Raw genomic sequence first — 19898 nt, 5'->3', positions numbered from 1 at the left:
GTGATTTGACATCATGATGTCAATAACAGTTTATGGTGACGGATGCCGAAATCCTTGCGAACGCCGGCCGGTGATGCTCTGTCGAACCTCGTGCTTGACCTGTTCCGGCTGAACAGCCTGCTCCTGACCGCAGGGGACCGCCTGGTGGCCCGGCTCGGACTCACGAGCGCTCGCTGGCAGATTCTCGGCGCCATCGTGCATGCGGAGCGCCCCCAGCCGGTGGCTTGGCTTGCCCGCGATCTGGGTGCCAATCGCCAAAACGTGCAGCGGATCGTCAATGACCTGCACGCGGAAGGCCTCGTTGCTTTCGAGGCCAATCCGCATCACCGCCGAGCGCAGCTTGTCGTCCTGACCGACAAGGGGCGGCACGCTTTCGATGCCGCCATGGCTTTGCAGGCGCCGTGGGTCAACGGCCTTTCGGAGGGGCTTGCGGTCAAGGACCTGCAAACCGTTCATCGCATCGTCGCGGACCTGCGGACGAAGCTCGAGAGCGAGACAGAGAGCCAGACCTAGCGCACGGCGAGCGGGCGGAATTCCCGGCAGCTCTTCACGAGATGTTCCCGGAACGCCGCTGCGGCCGAACAATTGCTGCGCGCTTCTGATGAGCGCTTTCCTGATGGTCTTGCGGCCAGGAATGCGCTCATATGGAGCGATAAAAATCTGGAGGAGACTATGCGGTTCTCGATTGCCCTCGTATCGGCTCTGCTTCTGCCGCTCGGCGCGGCCGTTGCCCAGGACTATCCGACGAGGCCCATCACCATGCTGGTGCCGTTCGCGGCGGGCGGGCCGACCGACACCATCGCGCGCCTGACGGCCGCAGGCATGGGGAAGTCGCTGGGACAGCAAATCGTCGTCGAGAACGCGACCGGCGCCGGCGGCACCATCGGCACGACCCGCGCTGCGCGCGCCCAGCCCGACGGCTACACGCTGCTGATCCATCACGTCGGCATCTCGACCGCCGCGACGCTGTATCGCAATCTCAGCTATGACACGAAGACGGCGTTTGCGCCGATCGGCCTCGTGACCAATGCGCCGATGACCATCATTGCGCGTCCGGATTTTCCGGCCAACACGCTCAAGGAACTGGTCGCCTACGCCCAGCAGCAGGGCGACAAGCTGACCTACGCCAATGCCGGGTTAGGTGCGGCATCGCATCTCTGCGGCATGCTGTTCATGACGGCGATCCAGAAGCAGCTCACCACGGTGCCTTACAAGGGCAACGGTCCGATCATGAACGATCTGCTCGGCAAGCAGATCGATCTCACCTGCGATCAGGCGACCAACACCACCGGGCCGATCACGGCCAAGCAGGTCAAGGCCTATGCGATCACCACCAAGGAGCGGCTGAAGAGTCTGCCCGATCTGCCGACGGCCGATGAGGCGGGCCTCAAAGGATTCGAGCTCGGCGTCTGGCATGGCCTCTATGCTCCCAAGGGCACTCCGCCCGCGGTCGTGCAGAAGCTGACGGCCGCGCTGCAGACGGCGCTCAAGGATCCGGCGCTGATCGCCCGGTTCAACGACATCAACACCGAGCCCGTGCCGCAGGACAAGGCGACGCCCGAGGCACTGGGCGCGATGCTAACGAGCGAAGTCGACCGCTGGGCTCCGATCATCAAGGCGGCCGGGCAGTTCGCGGACTAAGCAGATACTCCCATGAAGAGTAGCTTGGTCAGCTGCTTAATGCAGGGTGATCAATTACCGCTACTGTGCATGGGGTTGTTTTCCAGATTTGGATTCAGCCCGCAGCCTCGTCGAACTGCGTGCTTGCCTCGAGCCACTGCTCCTCCGCGCGCGCCAGCGCATCGGCGGCGTTGGCGCGCGCCTTTGATAGCTGTGCGGCCTGCTTGGGATCGCGCGTAAAAATATCTGGCAGGGCGAGGGCCGTGTCGATCTTGGTGATGATGTCGCTGACGCGGGCGATCTCGGCTTCGGCCTCGGTGATGCGCTTCTTCAGCGAGCCGCGATTGTCGGACCTAGCCCGCTGCGGCTTTTCGCTTGGCGCACTGCGTTCGCGCGGGGCGGGCTCGCCGTTGCGCGCGGACAGCACCAGGCGGCGGTATTCGTCGAGGTCGCCGTCGTAATTGGTGACGGTGCGGTCGGCGACGATCCAAAGCCGGTCGGCACAGGCCTCGATCAGATAGCGATCGTGCGAGACCATGATGACGGCGCCGGGGAATTCGTTGATGGCTTCGGCAAGCGCGGCGCGGCTGTCGATGTCGAGATGGTTGGTCGGCTCGTCCAGGATGATCATGTTGGGGCCGAAGAAGGTCGCAAGGCCCAGCAGCAGCCGCGCCTTCTCGCCGCCGGAGAGTTTTCCGACTTTGGTGTCGGCCGCCTTGCCCGAAAAACCGATCGCGCCGGCGCGGGCGCGGACCTTGGCCTCGGGCGCATCGCCGCCCATCAGCTTGCGGACGTGGTCGTAGGCGGATCCGTCTTCGTTCAATTCGTCGAGCTGATGCTGCGCGAAATACGCGATCGACAGCTTGTCAGCACGCGTCACCTTGCCGGAGAACGGCGCGAGGCGGCCTGCGAGCAGTTTGACGAGCGTCGACTTGCCGTTGCCGTTGGAGCCGAGCAGGGCGATGCGGTCGTCATTGTCGATGCGCAAGGTGACACGGCCGAGCACGGGCGTTGCCGGATCGTAACCGACGGATGCGTTGTCGACGGCGATGATCGGCGGCGACAGGATTTTCTCCGGGGCGGGAAAGCTGATCTCGCGCACGTCCTCGGTGACCAGCGCCGTGATCGGCTTCAGCCGTTCCAGCATCTTCACGCGAGACTGTGCCTGGCGGGCTTTCGAGGCCTTGGCCTTGAAGCGGTCGACGAAGGCCTGCAGGCGGGCGCGCTCGGCCTCCTGGCGCTTGACCTGCTTGGCATCGAGCAGCTCGCGCGCGGCGCGCTGCTCTTCGAACGAGGAATAGGTGCCCTTGTAGAGCGTGAGCTTGCCGCGCTCCAGATGCAGGATCTGGTCGACCGAGCTTTCGAGGAGATCGCGGTCGTGGCTGATCACGATCACCGTGCGCGGATAGTGCGCGAGGTGATCCTCCAGCCACAACGTTCCCTCGAGGTCGAGATAGTTGGTGGGCTCGTCGAGCAGCAACAGGTCGGGGGCTGCGAACAGGGTCGCGGCGAGCGCGACGCGCATGCGCCAGCCGCCGGAGAATTCGGCGCAGGGGCGGAGCTGATCGGCGGCGGAGAAGCCGAGACCGGAGAGGATCGCGGCGGCACGGCTCGGCGCCGAATGCGCGTCGATGTCGACCAGGCGGGTCTGGATCTCGGCGATCCGGTGCGGATCGATCGCGCTTTCGGCTTCAGTGAGCAGCGCGTCGCGTTCGAGGTCGGCCTTGAGCACAACGGAGATCAGGCTTTCGGGTCCGTTCGGGGCTTCCTGGGCGAGGCTGCCGACGCTCCAGCGCGGAGGCAGGGTCACCGAGCCGTGCTCGGCCGCGAGCTCGCCGCGGATCACCTTGAACAGCGTCGACTTGCCGGTGCCGTTGCGTCCGACCAGGCCGACGCGCGATCCCGGCGTGATCTGCACGGAACTCTGGTCAATCAGAAGGCGTCCGGCGAGGCGGAGGGAGAGATCGGTGATCGCAAGCATGCGGCCTTGTCACCGCAAGGCGCGTCGAACGCAACCCGTTTTTCGCAGCCGCTCAGTGCGAGTCGCGGTCGCGCTGCCTCAGCTCGTTCATGAGTTGCTCGAGATGGGTCGGGAGCTGGGGTTCGGGACGCAGGCTCTGCTGGAGCCGTTCGCCCACCGCATCGCAAATCGAGCGGCTGGTCCGCCGATCGATCTGTTCGCTGTCATTGGCAAAAAGGCCAGCCATTGCGCAGGTTCCGTGTGCTCAAAGTAAGGACACGGTACCAAGTCATTGGCCCCCAAAATGGTTTCGCCGTTTTTGGGGCATTGCCGGCATTCTCGTCAAAATTGTATGTATCACGCTATATACACCCAAAATGCGAAGCCCCGGCGGGGGATCGCCGGGGCTTCTCTTGGAAGGCAACCGTGGGGGGTCGGTAGCCTTTAAGTCAAGGTGCTGTCGGGCTCAGTAGCAGCGGTTGATCATCCGCCAGCGGGGTCCCCAGGGGGTCGGGACCAGCCGGCGCACATAGCAGCCGCCATAACCGTAGGAGACGGGGGCATAGAAGCGCGGACCGCCCCAGCCGTGGCCGCGGTGCCAGCCACCGCCGCCGTGCCAGCCACCGCCGCCGCCGTGCCAGCCCGGGCCGCCACCGTGCCAGTGGGCGGAAGCCGAGGTCGGCGCCAGCGCGGCACCCAGCGCAACCGCAGCGACAGCGGCAAGCGAAAGTTTCCTCAACATGGTGATCTCCTCAAAACTGCCGGCGCGGGGCTATCGCGTCCGATGGAAAGGCCGCCGAAACGGTCCGCCTCGGGAGGAGGCTTTGGTTTCGATGGGCCCAACCCTACGCCAGCGAGGCTGAACCGAATCCTGACAGGGGCTTCAGATTGGGTTCATCTGGGTGAAATTGTCGTAATCCAGGTTGAAACCGCAGGGTCCGGTCCTGCGGCGAAGCGCCTGTGACGTCATACCGGCGATCGCTTGCCGGATGGCAAAGGCGCCGATATAAGCCCGGCAACTCCGAACCACCGCTTTTCTTCCCAAGGACAAGATTATGGCCATCGAACGCACTTTCTCGATCATCAAGCCCGACGCGACCGCGCGTAACCTGACCGGCGCCGTCAACGCCGTGATCGAAAAGGCGGGCCTGCGCATCGTCGCGCAGAAGCGCATCCGCATGACCAAGGAACAGGCCGAGACCTTCTATGCCGTCCACAAGGCGCGGCCGTTCTTCGGCGAGCTCGTCGAGTTCATGACCTCGGGCCCGGTCGTCGTCCAGGTGCTGGAAGCCGAGAACGCCATTGCCAAGTACCGCGACGCGATGGGCGCGACCGATCCGTCGAAGGCCGCCGACGGCACCATCCGCAAGCTCTACGCCAAGTCGATCGGCGAGAATTCCGCGCACGGCTCGGATGCGCCGGAGACTGCCGCGATCGAGATCGCGCAGTTCTTCTCGGGCAACGAGATCGTCGGCTGATCCATCGGCTGATAATTTAAATCGACGGGGCGAAAGGACGTATTGTGAGCTGGCTCTGGCAGATCTTCGATCCCGCGACGATCGGGGCATTCTTCACCCAGTTTCGCAACGAGATGGCCGAACCGACCTTCTGGATTGCGGTCGGCAAGATCATCTGGATCAACATCCTTTTGTCCGGTGACAACGCGCTGGTGATCGCGCTCGCCTGCCGCGGCCTCTCGCCGCGACACCGCCTGTGGGGCATGATCTTCGGTGCCGGCGCCGCGGTGCTGCTGCGGATCATCTTCACCGGCATCGTCGCAACCCTGATGGAGCTGCCGTACCTCAAGCTGATCGGCGGACTCGCGCTGATCGTGATCGCGGCCAAGCTCCTGGTGCCGGAGCATGACGAGGACGACGACGTCGACGCGGCCTCGCATCTGTGGCAGGCCATCCAAATCGTCGTGGTCGCCGACATCGTCATGTCGCTCGACAACGTCATTGCGGTCGCCGCCGCCGCCAATGGCAGCGTGCCGCTCCTGATCCTCGGCCTTGCCATCAGCGTGCCGCTGATCGTCGCCGGTGCGGCGCTGATCATGGCGCTGCTCGAAAAGCTGCCGGTGCTGGTCTGGGCGGGTGCTGCGCTGCTCGGCTGGATCGCGGGCGAGGTGATGGCGACCGATCCCGGCGTCGCGCCCAAGCTGCACTCGCTGTTCGACGGCCCGTTCGGCGCCTCGCTGGACAGCATGCTCGGCGCCTTGCGCATCCCTCCGCAATTCGGCCATGGCGGGGCGGGCGGCGAATATTTCTGCGCAGCGCTCGGCGTCATCGTCGTGCTGGTGGTCGGCACCATCTGGCGCCGCCGCAAGCTGACCGCCGCCGCACTGGAATCGTCCGAGCGGCACGCCAGGGCGTCGGCGGAGTAGGCCCGCTCAGTCGATCGTGCCGAGTTCCGTCACGGGTATCGTCCAGTAGACCAGCTTGGTTCCGGCGAACGAAACCCGCAGACGGTCGAGCAAGCGGCCGGCATCTGTCCCTGCGAGCACCACCTGCACGACAGCCTGATCGGCGTGGCCTTTCACGCGTTCGGCGGCCGTATGCAAGCGGATCTCAGTGCCGTGACCGGCTCCGTGCGATGCCGTGAATCCCGAAACCAGGTCGGTCTGCTCAGCGAGATAGTCGAACACCTCCTCGCGCAGGAGATGCGGCACAATCAGCGTCAGACAGACCGGCTGCTCGATCATTTGGCCACCTTCGACGATCCGCCATAGCGGCGATACAGGATCGGCAGGAGAATCAGGGTGAGCAGGGTGGAGGACAGCAGTCCTCCGATTACGACGATTGCGAGCGGTCGCTGTACTTCGGAACCCGGGCCGGAGGCGAACAGCAGCGGGATCAAGCCCAGCGCCGTGATGCTCGCGGTCATCAGCACGGGGCGAAGCCTGCGCATGGCGCCTTCGACGACGATGCGATCCTCGGCAAGGCCGTGGGCGCGGAGCTGATTGAAGTAGGAGACCAGCACGACGCCGTTGAGCACGGCGATGCCGAGCAGCGCGATGAATCCGACCGAAGCCGGCACCGACAGATACTCGCCCGTCACGACCAGGGCGAAGACGCCCCCGATCAGGGCGAACGGGATGTTGACCAGCACCAGCAGGGCCTGGCGGATGGCACCGAATGTTGTGAAGAGCAGCACGAAGATCAGGCCGATCGCGACGGGAACCACGACGGATAGGCGCGCGGCGGCGCGTTGCTGGTTCTCGAACTGCCCGCCCCAGGTCAGCCGGTAACCGCTGGGCAGCGGGAGTTCGGTCGCGACCTTCTGGCGGGCCGCTTCGACGAAGCCGACCATGTCGCGACCGCGGACGTTGGCGCGCACCACGCTCATGCGGGCGCCGTCCTCGCGGTCGATCTTCACCGGGCCGTCCACGCGCTGGATGCGGGCGACCTGCGACAGCGCGACGTGCCGTCCGGAGGCGAGCGTGAGCGGCAGGCTCGCCAGCAGCGTCGGCGCTTCCCGCGTCGTCTCGCTGCCCCGGATGAGGATCGGCGTGCGGCGTCCGTCCTCGAGCGCGGTCCCGATGGTCCGGCCCTCGATCTGCGTCCGCAGCGAGTTGACGATAGAATCCACGGTCAGGCCGAGGCGGCCGGCCTCCATGCGGTTGACCGCAACCGTGTAGTATTGAGCGCCTTCATTCAGCGTGGTGTAGACGTCCTCGGCACCGTCGATGCTGGACAGGATCGCTGACAGCTTTGCCGCGGTTTCGTTCAGCTTGGCGATGTCGGGGCCGAAGATCTTGACGGCGACGTCACCGCGCACGCCGCTGATCATCTCCTGCACACGCATGTCGATGGGCTGGGTGAAGCTGAGCGAAATGCCGGGGAAGCCGGTGAGGACCTCGCGAAGCTTCTGCAGCAGGGCCTCGCGATTGTCGGTCGCGCGCTCGGCGGCCGGCTTGAGCACGAGGAACGTGTCGGTCTGGTTGGGGCCCATGGGGTCGAGGCCGAGCTCGTCCGACCCGGTTCGCGCGACGATGCCGGCAATATCAGGCACGGCCAGAAGCGCGGTCTGGAGTCTTGCATTCATTGCAAGCGACTCGTCGAGGTTGACGGACGGAAGCGTCTCCACGCTGACGATGACGTCGCCTTCATCCATGGTCGGCATGAAGGTCTTGCCGAGCTGGGTATAGGCGAAGCCTGCCGCGACGAGGCCGATCAGCGCCGCAGCCATCACCTTGCGCTCGTTGTTGAGGGCCCAGTCCAGTGCCGGCGCGTAGACCCGTTGGGCCGCGCGTACCAGCAGGGGATCGCGATGTGACGCCGACTTGAGCACGAAGGAGGTTGCGACCGGGATCACGGTGAGCGCCAGCAGGAGCGAACCGGCCAGCGCGAAGATGATGGCCAGCGCGACCGGGATGAACAGCTTGCCCTCCAACCCTTGCAGCGTCAGCAACGGGACGAACACGATGATGATGATGAGCACGCCCGAGGCGACCGGCTCCAGGACTTCGCAGACCGAACGGTAAACCAGGTGGATCAGCGGAGTGGCCTTGCCCGGCTCGTGCTTGCCGAGGTTGCCGACGATGTTCTCAACCACGACGACCAGCGCGTCGATCAGCATGCCGATCGCGATCGCAAGTCCGCCGAGGCTCATCAGGTTGGCCGACATTCCCACCACGCGCATGACGATCAAGGCGATGACGATGGCAAGCGGCAGGCTGAGCGCGATCACCAGCGAGGCCCGCCAGTTGCCGAGGAAGAGCAGCAGAAGGACGATGACGAGGGCGGTGGCCTCGCCGAGGGCCCGCACCACGGTGCCGACGGCGCGGTTGACCAGGCGGCTGCGGTCATAGAACACGTTGATCGACACGCTCTTCGGCAGCGAGGGTTGCAGTTCCGCGAGCCGAGCACGCACGTCACGGATCAGCTGACCCGCGTTGGCGCCGCGCAAGCCGAGGACCAGTCCCTCGACGGTTTCGCCGCGGCCGTCCGCCGTGACGGCGCCATAGCGGGTCAGCGTCCCGACTTTGACGCTCGCGACGTCGTTGACCAGGATCGGCACGCCCTCGCGGGTGTCGACGACGATGGCCTTGATGTCCTCGATCGAGCGGATGCTGCCTTCGATCCGGACCAGGGCGCTGTCCTCGCCTTGGTTCACCCGCCCGGCGCCGTCGTTGCGGCTGTTGGCTTCGATGGCCCGGCGAAACACATCGTAGGTGATGCCGCGCGCGGCCAGCGCATCGTTGCGCGGCACGATCTCGAAGGCGCGGACATAGCCGCCGAGCGCATTGACGTCCGCAACGCCGGGGACGGTCCGCAAGGCCGGGCGGATCACCCAATCGAGCAGGGTGCGGCGTTCCGCAAGCGATAGCTCGGGACTGTCGATCGTGAACATGAACATCTCGCCGAGAGGGCTCGTGATCGGCGCCAGACCGCCGCTCACCCCGTCGGGGAAATCGCGCGAGATGTTCGACAGCCGCTCCGAGACCTGGTTGCGCGCCCAGTAGATGTCGGTGCCGTCCTCGAAATCGACGGTGATGTCTGCCAGCGCGTATTTCGTGGTCGAACGAAGCACCTTCTTGTTCGGCAATCCGAGCAGTTCGAGCTCGACGGGAACGGTGATGCGCTGCTCGACCTCTTCGGGAGTGAGGCCCGCCGCCTTCATGATGACCTTGACCTGAACCGGCGAAACGTCAGGAAAGGCATCGATCGGCAAGCCGGGCAGGAGGACAGCGCCGGCGCCGATCACCAGCAGCACGCCGAGCATGACGAACAGTCGCTGCGACAGTGCGAACGCAACCAGGCGCCGGAGCATTTACTGCCCCAGTCCGGAGAGGATGCCGCGAAGCGCCAAGATGCCGCCGATCGCGATCTCATCCCGGTCCGAGACGGCGCCCGCTACGACCACATGGTCCTGATCTTCCGCAAGCAGCTTGACCGGCACCAGCCGGAAGCCGCCGTCAAAGGCGACGAAGACCGACGTTTGCTCGCCCCGCCGGACCAGCCCGCTGTAAGGGATCTCCCAGGCGCTTTCGCCGGTCGAGAGAAATCCGATGCGGGCCGCGGTGGTCTGGCCGGGATGCAGCTCGCCGTCGTTGGGGACTTCCGCGCGAACCAGAATAGTCTGGGTGGCAGGATCGATGGTCTCTGAGACCAACACGACCTTGCCCGGGGTGGAATAGCCCTCGATCTCGACTTTAGCGCCGGTACGGATCGCTCGAATATTGGCGGCAGGGACCGCGATTTCTGCCCATAGCGGCGAGAGCCGCGCCAACTTGACGAGCGGTGCGGATTGTTCGAGCCGCTGCCCTGGTGACACTGCGAGCTCGACCACGGACGCGGCTTGCGGTGCATAGACCGTGAGCATCCCGCTGATTGCCGCTTGTTGGGCCAGGCGCGAGATTGCATCGTCGGACATCCCGCTCAGATGCAGCATCTGGCGCCGTTCGGCGACGACGAGGGCGGCCTGGCGCGCTTCGGCCTGGCTGGCCTCGAGCACGCGTTGCGGCACGGCCTTGCCTTCGAACAGATCCACGTTGCGATTGAGCTGCTGGCTGGCGAGGTGCTCCTGCGCGATCGCGTGCAGATAGTCGCGTTGCTGGGAGACGAAGCTCGGACTCTCCAGTGTGACCAGCGGCTGGCCGGCCATGGCGCGGTCACCGCGCCCGACCAGGAGATTGGCGACCATGCCGGCCACCGGCGCGCTGACGACCCACAATTGCTGCGTCGGGATGACGATCTGGACGGGATAGGGCAGCGTCAGATCGGTCCGGCTCGCGACCGGATGGGTCACGCGCACCCCGAGATTGCGCGCCTGCGCATCGCTGAGCTTCACTTCGTCCTGTGCCATCAACACGGAAGATAACAAGCTCAATGCAATGGCGATGAGCGTACGAGCGAGCGTGCCGCCAGAGAAGGTGAGAAGGAGAGGTCCGTGGCGGACTCGCATGAGGAATGTCCCGCATTCGCCGGCGAGCGAAGCGCTGCTCGATCGCAGGTTTCGCTTAACCCACCAGCGCGTTGGGGCGTTGATCTGTCTCAAGCGGGCCCACCACTTTGGAAGGCTGCTCGCCGTCCCGGGAGGGCTTCGGTTGATCTTGCTCAATTCCGTCCCAGCCCGGGAAGCTAGGCTGGCTTTGCATCCTTCGGAGAGGCGGCCGTGAGACCAACAAGATTCGCGTCGATCCTGGCAACCGGCTTTGTCGCGCTGGTTGGGCTCGTGCAGCCGGCACTCTCCCATAGCGGAACGGCGCAAGACCCCTGGAGTTCTGCGCACATCGAAATGCTGCCGCCTGAAATCCGAGCGGACGTGCGGAAATGGGATGCCGCGTGCGGCGCGCCAATCGCCGCTGCCCAACGCTTTGCTCTTTATTTGACCGTGCCGGGCGCTCAATTCCTGGCTCTCCATTTTGACGATTTTCGTTGCCGCAACAGGGCAGTTTATTGCGGGTCCGCAGGGTGCCTGCACGAGGTGTATGTCTCGAAAAGCGGACGTTACAGACGTGTGCTCTCCGTGCACGCTCATGACGTTCGGCTGTCTTCTTCCCACGATCAGGCCGTCGTTGAAGTCGTGGACGGGAGGGGCGCGAGCCGCACGCTGTGGTGGAACGGAAGCCGATTTGTCGGCAGATGAGCGTTTGCACATGAGAACCTTTCGTCCCGTGGCTCGCTCACGATGGACGCTTCCTTCCGGTGATCATCGCTTTCACCAGGCTCTCGCGGTGCTCGAAGCTCGCCACGAGGACGCCAAGCATATGCACGACGACGAGGCCGATCGTGAGGTTGGCGAACGCCTCATGGACCTCTTCAACCCATTTTGCTCCCCAGAAGCCGCCGGTCGTCATCATGTAACCGGTGGTGCAGGTGCCGATCAGCATGACGATCAGCGCCACGACCATCGCGCCGCCGGCAGGATTGTGGCCGAGATAGCGCGGCGCCCTCAGCAGCGCCACGTCCCGCATGTAGGCGAGCACCGCGCGCGGCCAGCGGACGAAGTCGCGGAAGCGCGCATGGCGCGGCCCCACGATGCCCCACAAAATCCGTAGCGCGAGCAACCCCGCAATCGTGTAGCCGGCGGCGATATGGACATTCTCGATTGCGTCACCGGTCGCATAAGCGACCAGAAACAGTCCGGCCAGCGACCAATGGAACACGCGCACAAAGGGGTCCCAGACCTTGACGGTGGCCGGCGGCTTCTCGCCGCCGGCCACGATCGCGTCGTGAATTGCGCTCATGGTGGGGCCCCTTACAGCTGACCGACGATCTGGCCGCTGGTCGGATCGACGAACAATTCGACCCGGCTGCCGGACTTGTCGATGGTGTAGAGTTCGCCGCAGGCATTCTTGAGCTTGGCCTTCTGAACTTTGTAGCCCTGGGCTTCGACTTTGGCCTGCAGTTGTTCGAGCGGCAGCCAGCTTGTCTGCGGCGCTGCAGTGCAGGGGCGCCCGAGGCTGCCGGCATGAGCAGTCGCGGCAGTTGCGAGCAAAGCGGCGGTTGCGGTGAAGATGGTGATCTTGCGCATGGTTCTCTCCGGCTTGTGGCGCCCGGCCGCGTCATGCGGCGAGGCGATGTACGGACACTGGCAGAAGAGCCCTGACGGCCACCTGTTGATCCACGTCAGCGTTCTGTCAGGTCGATTAGGGCATTCTTTGTGAATGCAGCCCGCCAGCTTCCTGGGATTCCTCGCGGTGCCATTGCTGGCAGCCGTCCTGCTCGCGCCGGTGCCTGCCGCAGCAGGCGGCCACGATAAAGGTGCGCCCGACGCCGTTCGCCGCGCAGTCGAGGCGGGCGAGATCAAGCCACTCGCCGATATTCTCGCATCTATTCGCGGCAAGCTGCCGGGGGAGGTTGCCGGCGTGGAGATAGAGCGCGAGCGTGGCCGCTGGATCTACGAATTTCGCGTCGTCGATGACAAGGGCCGCCTCTACGAGGTGTACGTCGATGCGCGCAGCGGCGAGATCGAACGCGTCAAGGAGAAGTGATGCGCCTGCTGCTCGTGGAGGACGACCGACGGATCGCGGCCGATGTGGAGAGGGCGTTACAAGCGGCCGGCTATGTGGTCGAGATCGTCCGCAACGGCGAGGAAGCCTGGTTCCGCGGTGATACCGAGGACTACGGCGCTGTCATCCTCGATCTCGGCTTGCCCGACATGGACGGCCTGGCGGTGCTCAAGCGCTGGCGCGCGAACGGACGGTCCATGCCGGTGCTAATCCTGACGGCGCGCGGCAGCTGGGCCGAGCGCGTCGATGGTATCGACGCGGGCGCCGACGATTACCTGCCCAAGCCGTTCCGCATGGAGGAATTGCTGGCGCGGCTGCGCTCGATCGTGCGCCGCTCGGCGGGCCATGCCTCCTCACGGATCGTCGCTGGCGACGTCGAACTCGACGAGCGTCAGATGAAGGTGACGCTGCGCGGCGTGCCCGTCGCGTTGTCGCCGTTGGAATATCGCCTGATCGCCTTTCTCTTGCACCACCGCGGCCGTGTGGTGTCGCAGCACGAGCTCGACGAAAACGTCTATGGCCACGGCGAGGACCACGAGTCGAACGCGCTCGAGGTGCTGGTCGGCCGGGTGCGCAAGAAGCTCGGCGCCGATCTAATCGAGACCAGGCGCGGCTTCGGCTATCTGATACCGGAGACGGCGCCGTGAGCTGGGGCTCGTTGCGGCTGCGACTGGTGGCCGGCGGGGGTGTGGCTATCCTGATCGCGCTGACCATTGCCGGTGCCGGGCTGACGTTGCTGTTCGAACGCCACGTCACGCGCACAATCGGCAGTGACCTCGACATCTATTTGAAGCAACTCGTTGCGGGTATCGACGTCGATGCGCAGGGCAAGCTGGTGGTGGGCCGGCCGCCGGCCGACCCGCGTTTTGCCGATCCCCTTTCGGGCTTGTACTGGCAGGTATCGGACGATGGCGGTCAGGTGCTGCGTTCGCGTTCGCTGTGGGACACGGCGTTGGACCTGCCGCAGGATGAGCCGTCGCCTCGCGAATTGCACCGTCACGTCATCCCTGGGCCGGCGAACGCGCGGCTTCTGGTCAGTGAACGCCGCGTGCTGCTCACCGTGGGCGACCGCCGCGTTCCGGTGCGCGTCGCGGTGGCGGCCGATCTTGCCCGCGTGGCGGTCGCCGCCGCGCAATTCGCCAGGGATCTGGCGCTGGCGCTCGGCCTGCTTGGTCTGGTGCTGGCGGCGGCCACCTCGATCCAGGTCGGACTGGGCCTACGTCCGCTCGATGCACTTCGCCGTGGCGTCGCCGACGTCCGCTCAGGCCAGCGTAAGCATCTCCCCGTCGACGTCCCTGCCGAGGTGAAGCCGCTGGTGGAAGAGGTGAACAATCTGATCGACGTCCAGGAAGGCGAGATCGAGCGTTCGCGCAGCCGCGCCGCTGACTTGGCTCATGGGCTGAAGACGCCGCTCGCCGCGCTCGTGGCCGATGTCGCGCTTTTGCGTCAGCGAGGTGAGCAGGACGTCGCCAAGGCTATCGAAGCTGTCGCCGATGCGATGAGCCGTCATGTCGACCGCGAGCTCGCACGCGCCCGGGCGCGGGGCGCGGCACGACAGCGTGGTGATATTTCCACGCCGCTCAGACCGCTTGTCGAGTCCCTGATACTGACGCTCGCGCGCACGCCCACTGCGCAGCGGCTGGAATTCAAGGCCTGCTTAAGGGGCGAGCCGAGCGTGCCGCTTGATCGCACCGATCTGGCCGAAGTGCTGGGCAATCTCCTGGAAAATGCCGCCCGTCACGCCAAGAGCCAGGTGCGCATTGGTGCGGATGCCATTGCGGAGCCGGCGATTACGGTCGAGGACGATGGTCCCGGCATCGCGGCCGCCGAGCGTGCACGGGTGCTCGAACGTGGTGCGAGACTGGATGAGCGCGGCGAGGGCGCCGGTCTCGGCCTCGCGATCGTTCAGGACGTGCTCAGTGCCTATGGATGGCAGCTCGTCCTCACCGATTCCGAGCTCGGCGGACTGAAAGCCGTCATCGCGCCAGAGGGCAGCCGCGATCGAACGGCTGCTGCTGGTTGAAGACCCGGCCGCTCGCTTGACGCACCGTCCTTGTTTGTCAGCGCCGCACGATCGAGCCGGCGCGGGCGACCAGGCGGGCGAGTGCGCGGAAGCGGCTGCCGACGCGGTCGGCGACGAGGTCGCCGAGGCGGTGCTCGAACACCAGCATCAGCTTGCGGCCCTGGCTGCGGAAATGCGTGGCCGGCAGCACGCCCGGACGCGCCGCCGAGATCAGATGCGCGACGCGGAACGCCGCGCCCAAGAGGCGCGCGCGTTCGAGCTGCGCCGGCGTCAGCAGCTCCTGCATGGTGACCGGCGGCTGGTTTTCCTCGCTCAGGCCCGCATAGCGATAGAACACCGAGAGGCCGACGAAGGCGCGCTCGGTATGGGTGATCGCGCCGAAATTGCCGTTGACGACGAGGCTCAGCGTCTGCTCGCCGCGGTGATCGGGATGCACGCGCCAGCCGATATCGGACAGCAGGCATGCGGTGTGGCGCAAGCGGCGGTCCTCCTCGCTCTCGCGCAGCTTCACCACGCGCGCCAGGCGGTCGGTCCAGGCGATCAGCTCGTGGGCGTGCTTGGCCGAGCGCGACAGCAGCTGGTTCAGTTCTTCCGCGGCGCAGATCAGGCCGTCCTTGTTGCGTTCCGGCTCCGACAGCTTCTCGTGCAGCAGGCCCTCGCGCACGCCGAAGGTCGAGAACACGATCGTCTTCGGCTTCGCCACCCGGATGATGTGCTCGAGCACCAGCGCCGCATAGGTGAGGAGAGGCCGGCGGGCATCGGCGACGCTCTCGATGTCGGCGAGCATGTCCGCTGCCGCAAGACGACGCAGACGACGCGAGAAGTCGAGCGCCTCGGCGGCCGAAATCGAATAACCGTGCATCACCTGGAGCGGATAGCCGCTCTGGATGATGTGAATGCGCGCGAGCGCGCGCCAGGTGCCGCCGACGGCGTAGAAGGTGCGGCCGTGGCCCGCGGTGAGCTGCGGCACCTCGTCGAGCTCCTCGCGCACGATGCGGTCGGCGCGCTTGAGCGATTTATGCGCGAGGTCCTGCAGCGCGAGCCCACCCAGCGGCAGCGTCACGCCGCTGCGCACGCTGTTCCTGCGCACGTCGATCAATTCCAGCGAGCCGCCGCCGAGGTCGCCGACGATGCCGTCGGGATGATGGATGCCGGAGATCACGCCGAGCGCGGACAGCCGCGCCTCGCGCGGGCCCGACAGGATCTCGATCTTCACGGCGCAGATGCGCTCGGCCTTCGCGATGAAGTCGGGGCCGTTGGAGGCGTCGCGGCAGGCCGCGGTCGCGATCGCGAACACGCGCCCGACCTGCATCACACGGCACAATGCGCGAAAGCGCCTCAGCGAGGTCAGCGCCTTGTCGACGGCATCGGGCGCGAGCAGGCCGGTGCTCTGCACCTCGCGTCCGAGGCCGCACAGCGTCTTCTCGTTGAAGATCGGAATGAGGCTCCGCGTCAGTCCCTCGTAGACGACGAGACGGACCGAGTTGGAACCGATATCGATGACCGCGACGCTCGAGCCGCGCTTGCGCGGCCGCTTCACGTCGAACATCCCGGATCAGGATTGATGGCGTTCGTTCCGGCGCGTGAGACGACGCGGCGAGGATTCCTTGAGCGACTTTCCACGGCCAGACAGACTCGGATTTGTCATGAAGTAGTTGTGGACGTTGAAAGGCTCTTCGCCCTTCGCGGTCTTCATACGCGTTGAGGACCCGTCCGGCAACAATTGCCAGCTCTGCTCATTGTCCTTGAGATTCGCGACCATGATCTGTTCGAGAACCTGCTGATGCACCGTCGGATTTTGCAGCGGGCACAGCACCTCGACGCGGCGGTCGAGGTTGCGCGGCATCATGTCGGCTGAGGAGATATACACAGCCGCTTTGGCGCTCGGTAGGCCCTGGCCCATGCCGAAGCAGTAGATTCGGCCGTGTTCCAGGAAGCGTCCGATGATCGACTTGACGCGGATGTTCTCGGACAGGCCGGGAATGCCGGGGCGCAGGCAACAGACACCGCGCACCACGAGCTCGACCTGCACGCCGGCCTGGGAGGCCTCGTAGAGCGCGTCGATGATGTCGGGGTCGACCAGCGCATTCATCTTCATCCAGACCGCACCGTGGCGGCCGTGGCGCGCATGCGCGGTCTCGCCCTGGATGTGCTCGATGATGCGCTTGCGCAGGGTCAGCGGCGACACCGCCATCTTCTCCAGATCGCTCGGTGCGGCATAGCCGGTGATGAAATTGAAAACGCGAGCGGCATCGCGGCCGATGGTCGGATCCGAGGTGAAGTAGGAGAGGTCGGTGTAGATGCGCGCGGTTACCGGGTGATAATTGCCGGTGCCGGTATGGACGTAAGTCGTGAGGCTGCCGCCCTCGCGGCGCACCACCATCGAGAGTTTTGCGTGCGTCTTCAGTTCGAGGAATCCGTAGACGACCTGCACGCCGGCGCGTTCGAGATCGCGTGCCCAGCGGATGTTGGCTTCCTCGTCGAAGCGCGCCTTCAGCTCGATCAACGCGGTGACGGATTTGCCGGCCTCGGCGGCTTCCGCCAGCGCGCGGACGATCGGCGAGTTGTTGGAGGTGCGGTAGAGCGTCTGCTTGATTGCGACGACATCGGGGTCGCGCGTGGCCTGCTGCAGGAACTGCACCACCACGTCGAAGGATTCGTAGGGGTGATGGACCACGAGGTCCTTCTGCCGGATCGCGGCAAAGATGTCGCCGCCATGCTCGCGTACGCGCTCGGGATGGCGCGGCACGTAAGGGGTGAATTCGAGATCGGGCCGGTCGAGGCGGGTGAGCTGCGAGAGCTCGTTCATCGCCTGCACGCCGTCGACCAGGAACACCTCGTCATCGGCAGCCGACAGCGCGTGCTGAACGAAGCTGCGCAGCTCCTCCGGCATCTTGGCATCGATCTCGAGCCGGATCACCGACCCGCGGCGGCGGCGCTTCAGCGCGGTCTCGAACAGGCGGACGAGGTCTTCCGCCTCTTCCTCGATTTCGAGCTCGGAGTCGCGGATGATGCGGAAGGCGCCTTGGCCGTGCAGATTGTATCCGGGGAACAGGCGGTTGATGAACAGGGCGGTCGCCTGCTCCAGCGAGATCAGCCGGACCACCTTGCCGTCGGCCGGCAGGCGGATGAAGCGGTCGATCTTGCCGGGCATGCGGATCAGCGCGTTCATCTGCTTGCCGTCGGCGGCGCGCGTGAGCTGGAGCGCAATGGTGAAGCCGAGGCTCGGGATGAACGGGAAGGGGTGGGCCGGGTCGATCGCCAGCGGCGTCAGCAGCGGGAACACGTTGCTGAGGAAGTAGTCCTCGATCCAGGTCCGCTCCGCCTTGGTGACGTCCTTGCCTTCGACCAGCACGATGCCGACATCGGCCAGCGTGCCGCGCAAATCGCGCCAGATCGCCTGCTGGTCGGAGGCAAGCTCGGAGACAGTGCGGTTGATCAGCGCGAGCTGCTCGGATGGCGTCAGGCCGTCGGGGCTGCGTTCGGCAATGCCCTCGCGCACCTGGGCCTTGATGCCGGCGACGCGGACCATGAAGAACTCGTCGAGATTATTCGCCGAAATCGACAGGAATCGCACCCGCTCCAGCATGGGGTGGCTGGGATTGACCGATTCCTCCAGGACGCGGCGGTTGAAATGCAGCCAGGAGAGCTCGCGGTTGATGAATCGCTCGGGACTCGATGCGATCGCCGGCAGGCTCTCGGTCTCTGGGGCTTTTTCTTTAGTTTCAACAGCTTGCGCAGAGTCCATCAGAAGTCGGTCCATCCAGTTCGCCCCAATTTGCGACTTATGCGCAAAACCGGCCGGAGCATGTGTTAGAGCGATGACGTTTCGATGACATTGATGTTCCGCCGCTCCGCCGCGTCAAGCGGGCTCGCGCGGTCTGGAGGCGGCCGCGTAGGCCGATCAGGCGTCCCGGAGCAGCTCGGCCGCCAAGGCCCGGGTGACCGGTCGGCCGAGCCGCAGGGCTTCGCTATCCAGCAATTCCACGGCCTGGCGGGCGGCGGCCGAGGACCGCTCCAGGCGGGTGGCGAGGTAGCCGACCACGCTCTCGTCCACGGTGAGCTGGCGGTCGGCGCAGAATTTGACGATCAGGCCGCGGAACAGCTGATCGTCGGGCGGCAGCAACGCGACCACCGGAACGGCGCGCAGACGCGAGCGCAGGTCGCGAAGCTCGATCTCCAGCGCGGCCGGCACCTCGCGTCCGGTGAACAGGACGTAGGCGCCATCCTCGCGGGCGAGGTTCATCAGGTGGAAGAGGGCGCGTTCGTCAAATTCCCTGGCCTTGAGATCCTCGACCACCAGCGCGCCGGTGGCGAGCGCGCCCGGAACGCCCGCGGCGGTCAGCGCATTGGCCGTGGTCGAGCGGGCCCCGGCTTCCTCGGCCCAGATCGCGGCGAGATGGCTCTTGCCGCTTCCTTCGGGGCCGGCCAGCCACATGATCCGGTTCGGCCATTCCGGCCAGCTGTCGATCAGGCCGAGACCGGCCGCATTGGCGGGGCCTTCGAGGAAATTGTCCCGGCTGAGGCTCTCCGCATGCGGAAGCGAAAACGCCAATTGTCGGGGGTGAACGCGGCCTGGCACGCTTGCTTTGCTCCATGCCGGCGCGCCGGCGTCATTTGAAGAGGTCGGACGTATCGAGCGGGAGTTGGCCTTTTACGGGGCCGCATCGCCTCTCACTTGGCCTCGATCGTGCTACTTGGCCTCGATCGTACTCATGTGCCGCAGCCACTCGACCAGATAGAGCGAGACGGAGGAGAGCGTGAAGACCGTGACGAGGCCCATCAGGATGATATCATAAGGGGCCGGCTTGAAGCCGAAGGCAAGCGCTGCCAGCACGAGCGCCGCGAACGCCACCTGTGCCACCGTGTTGAGCTTGGACACTTTCGACGGCTTCATCTCGACGGGCCGGTCGAACAGCCAGGACACGATCACGGCGGCGACGATCATGATGTCGCGCGAGACCACCAGGATCACGATCCAGCGCGGAATTGCGCCCCAGATGCCGAGCGCCATGTAGATCGAGACGAGCAGCGCCTTGTCCGCGAGCGGGTCGAGCAGGGCGCCGAGCTCGCTCGTCATGTTGAAGCGCTTGGCCAGGAAGCCGTCCACGGCGTCGCTGATACCGGCGATCAGGAAGACGGCGAACGCGACCTCCATTTGGCTCGACACGATGGCCCAGACGATGATCGGGACCAGCATGATGCGGCCCAAGGTAATGATATTCGGAATACTCACGAAAGCGCTTCCCGGCACCCGGTCTGACCTCGACGGGAGGCTGAACCGGTTGATATCTCTACATAGTATACGGCGGTGCGCCATGCGAGCCATTGCGCGTCCC

19 protein-coding genes are annotated in these 19898 nt (G+C 65.5%); 7 read left to right on the top strand and 12 right to left on the bottom strand.

Annotated features, from left to right (window positions below):
- The first annotated feature begins 42 nt into the window (after nucleotides 1-42).
- Both RAD10_RS28225 and RAD10_RS28220 read left to right on the top strand, forming a co-directional pair.
- A complete protein-coding gene (locus RAD10_RS28225) occupies nucleotides 43-513 on the top strand; it encodes a MarR family winged helix-turn-helix transcriptional regulator (RefSeq protein ID WP_461620052.1) in 471 nt (156 codons plus the stop codon).
- A 159-nt stretch (nucleotides 514-672) separates the two neighbouring features.
- Nucleotides 673-1641, top strand: a complete 969-nt coding sequence (locus tag RAD10_RS28220) for a tripartite tricarboxylate transporter substrate-binding protein (protein ID WP_018317545.1) — start codon at nucleotides 673-675, stop codon at nucleotides 1639-1641.
- A gap of 94 nt (nucleotides 1642-1735) precedes the next feature.
- Here the strand turns inward: RAD10_RS28220 and RAD10_RS28215 are convergent, their stop codons facing one another.
- The 3 genes from RAD10_RS28215 to RAD10_RS28205 form a co-directional block, all read right to left on the bottom strand.
- Nucleotides 1736-3601, bottom strand: coding sequence for an ABC-F family ATP-binding cassette domain-containing protein (locus tag RAD10_RS28215; RefSeq protein ID WP_461620051.1), 1866 nt, complete (start codon nucleotides 3599-3601; stop codon nucleotides 1736-1738).
- A 52-nt stretch (nucleotides 3602-3653) separates the two neighbouring features.
- Nucleotides 3654-3827, bottom strand: a complete 174-nt coding sequence (locus tag RAD10_RS28210) for a hypothetical protein (protein ID WP_018317543.1) — start codon at nucleotides 3825-3827, stop codon at nucleotides 3654-3656.
- A gap of 219 nt (nucleotides 3828-4046) precedes the next feature.
- The gene (locus tag RAD10_RS28205; RefSeq protein WP_461620050.1) at nucleotides 4047-4322 is read right to left on the bottom strand and encodes a sulfur globule protein precursor; all 276 of its coding nucleotides are present in this window, start codon (nucleotides 4320-4322) and stop codon (nucleotides 4047-4049) included.
- A gap of 313 nt (nucleotides 4323-4635) precedes the next feature.
- Between RAD10_RS28205 and ndk the strand changes: the two genes are divergently transcribed.
- Nucleotides 4636-5058, top strand: a complete 423-nt coding sequence (gene ndk, locus RAD10_RS28200; protein WP_018317541.1) for a nucleoside-diphosphate kinase — start codon at nucleotides 4636-4638, stop codon at nucleotides 5056-5058.
- A 44-nt stretch (nucleotides 5059-5102) separates the two neighbouring features.
- Nucleotides 5103-5963 (top strand): TerC family protein, encoded by an 861-nt coding sequence (locus RAD10_RS28195; RefSeq protein WP_461620049.1) that lies wholly within the window; start codon nucleotides 5103-5105, stop codon nucleotides 5961-5963.
- Nucleotides 5964-5969: 6 nt separating this feature from the next.
- Here the strand turns inward: RAD10_RS28195 and RAD10_RS28190 are convergent, their stop codons facing one another.
- From RAD10_RS28190 to RAD10_RS28170, 5 genes are all read right to left on the bottom strand, one after another.
- Nucleotides 5970-6281, bottom strand: coding sequence for a DUF3240 family protein (locus RAD10_RS28190; RefSeq protein WP_461620048.1), 312 nt, complete (start codon nucleotides 6279-6281; stop codon nucleotides 5970-5972).
- Nucleotides 6278-9352 (bottom strand): efflux RND transporter permease subunit, encoded by a 3075-nt coding sequence (locus RAD10_RS28185; protein ID WP_461620047.1) that lies wholly within the window; start codon nucleotides 9350-9352, stop codon nucleotides 6278-6280. The genes RAD10_RS28190 and RAD10_RS28185 overlap by 4 nt, the downstream gene beginning before the upstream one ends.
- Nucleotides 9353-10486 (bottom strand): efflux RND transporter periplasmic adaptor subunit, encoded by a 1134-nt coding sequence (locus RAD10_RS28180; protein ID WP_461620080.1) that lies wholly within the window; start codon nucleotides 10484-10486, stop codon nucleotides 9353-9355. It abuts the gene before it with no gap.
- 721 nt (nucleotides 10487-11207) lie between these two features.
- Entirely contained in the window at nucleotides 11208-11771 is a 564-nt protein-coding gene (locus tag RAD10_RS28175) for a cytochrome b/b6 domain-containing protein (RefSeq protein ID WP_461620046.1), read from the bottom strand.
- 11 nt (nucleotides 11772-11782) lie between these two features.
- A complete protein-coding gene (locus RAD10_RS28170; protein WP_212244727.1) occupies nucleotides 11783-12058 on the bottom strand; it encodes a PepSY domain-containing protein in 276 nt (91 codons plus the stop codon).
- A 133-nt stretch (nucleotides 12059-12191) separates the two neighbouring features.
- Here RAD10_RS28170 and RAD10_RS28165 point away from each other — a divergent pair, with 133 nt between their 5' ends.
- The 3 genes from RAD10_RS28165 to RAD10_RS28155 are packed head-to-tail and all read left to right on the top strand — an operon-like array spanning nucleotide 12192 to nucleotide 14559.
- Nucleotides 12192-12518 (top strand): PepSY domain-containing protein, encoded by a 327-nt coding sequence (locus RAD10_RS28165; RefSeq protein ID WP_461620045.1) that lies wholly within the window; start codon nucleotides 12192-12194, stop codon nucleotides 12516-12518.
- Nucleotides 12518-13183, top strand: coding sequence for a response regulator transcription factor (locus tag RAD10_RS28160; RefSeq protein ID WP_461620044.1), 666 nt, complete (start codon nucleotides 12518-12520; stop codon nucleotides 13181-13183). The genes RAD10_RS28165 and RAD10_RS28160 overlap by 1 nt, the downstream gene beginning before the upstream one ends.
- Entirely contained in the window at nucleotides 13180-14559 is a 1380-nt protein-coding gene (locus tag RAD10_RS28155) for a sensor histidine kinase (RefSeq protein ID WP_461620043.1), read from the top strand. Before RAD10_RS28160 ends, RAD10_RS28155 begins: the two co-directional genes overlap by 4 nt.
- Nucleotides 14560-14596: 37 nt before the next feature.
- Here the strand turns inward: RAD10_RS28155 and ppx are convergent, their stop codons facing one another.
- From ppx to RAD10_RS28135, 4 genes are all read right to left on the bottom strand, one after another.
- Nucleotides 14597-16099 carry an exopolyphosphatase gene (gene ppx, locus RAD10_RS28150; RefSeq protein ID WP_461620042.1) on the bottom strand — a complete coding sequence of 501 codons (1503 nt, stop codon included), beginning with the start codon at nucleotides 16097-16099 and terminating at the stop codon, nucleotides 14597-14599.
- 15 nt (nucleotides 16100-16114) lie between these two features.
- Complete coding sequence (locus tag RAD10_RS28145) at nucleotides 16115-18307, bottom strand: RNA degradosome polyphosphate kinase (protein ID WP_461620079.1); 2193 nt, start codon at nucleotides 18305-18307, stop codon at nucleotides 16115-16117.
- A 156-nt stretch (nucleotides 18308-18463) separates the two neighbouring features.
- A complete protein-coding gene (locus RAD10_RS28140) occupies nucleotides 18464-19141 on the bottom strand; it encodes a P-loop NTPase family protein (protein ID WP_461620041.1) in 678 nt (225 codons plus the stop codon).
- A 111-nt stretch (nucleotides 19142-19252) separates the two neighbouring features.
- On the bottom strand, nucleotides 19253-19795 hold the full coding sequence (locus tag RAD10_RS28135) for a CDP-alcohol phosphatidyltransferase family protein (protein ID WP_025035876.1): 543 nt from the start codon (nucleotides 19793-19795) through the stop codon (nucleotides 19253-19255).
- Nucleotides 19796-19898: the final 103 nt, after the last annotated feature.

It is taken from the genome of Bradyrhizobium sp. 23AC (assembly GCF_054863025.1).
This window is presented reverse-complemented; position numbering and strand designations above follow the sequence as displayed.

Coding starts and splice junctions, on each gene's coding strand:
- RAD10_RS28225 (WP_461620052.1), top strand. CDS start 43: ATGCCGAAATCCTTGCGAACGCCGGCCGGTGATGCTCTGTCGAACCTC.
- RAD10_RS28220 (WP_018317545.1), top strand. CDS start 673: ATGCGGTTCTCGATTGCCCTCGTATCGGCTCTGCTTCTGCCGCTCGGC.
- RAD10_RS28215 (WP_461620051.1), bottom strand. CDS start 3,601: ATGCTTGCGATCACCGATCTCTCCCTCCGCCTCGCCGGACGCCTTCTG.
- RAD10_RS28210 (WP_018317543.1), bottom strand. CDS start 3,827: ATGGCTGGCCTTTTTGCCAATGACAGCGAACAGATCGATCGGCGGACC.
- RAD10_RS28205 (WP_461620050.1), bottom strand. CDS start 4,322: ATGTTGAGGAAACTTTCGCTTGCCGCTGTCGCTGCGGTTGCGCTGGGT.
- ndk (WP_018317541.1), top strand. CDS start 4,636: ATGGCCATCGAACGCACTTTCTCGATCATCAAGCCCGACGCGACCGCG.
- RAD10_RS28190 (WP_461620048.1), bottom strand. CDS start 6,281: ATGATCGAGCAGCCGGTCTGTCTGACGCTGATTGTGCCGCATCTCCTG.
- RAD10_RS28185 (WP_461620047.1), bottom strand. CDS start 9,352: ATGCTCCGGCGCCTGGTTGCGTTCGCACTGTCGCAGCGACTGTTCGTC.
- RAD10_RS28180 (WP_461620080.1), bottom strand. CDS start 10,486: ATGCGAGTCCGCCACGGACCTCTCCTTCTCACCTTCTCTGGCGGCACG.
- RAD10_RS28175 (WP_461620046.1), bottom strand. CDS start 11,771: ATGAGCGCAATTCACGACGCGATCGTGGCCGGCGGCGAGAAGCCGCCG.
- RAD10_RS28170 (WP_212244727.1), bottom strand. CDS start 12,058: ATGCGCAAGATCACCATCTTCACCGCAACCGCCGCTTTGCTCGCAACT.
- RAD10_RS28165 (WP_461620045.1), top strand. CDS start 12,192: ATGCAGCCCGCCAGCTTCCTGGGATTCCTCGCGGTGCCATTGCTGGCA.
- RAD10_RS28160 (WP_461620044.1), top strand. CDS start 12,518: ATGCGCCTGCTGCTCGTGGAGGACGACCGACGGATCGCGGCCGATGTG.
- RAD10_RS28145 (WP_461620079.1), bottom strand. CDS start 18,307: ATGGACTCTGCGCAAGCTGTTGAAACTAAAGAAAAAGCCCCAGAGACC.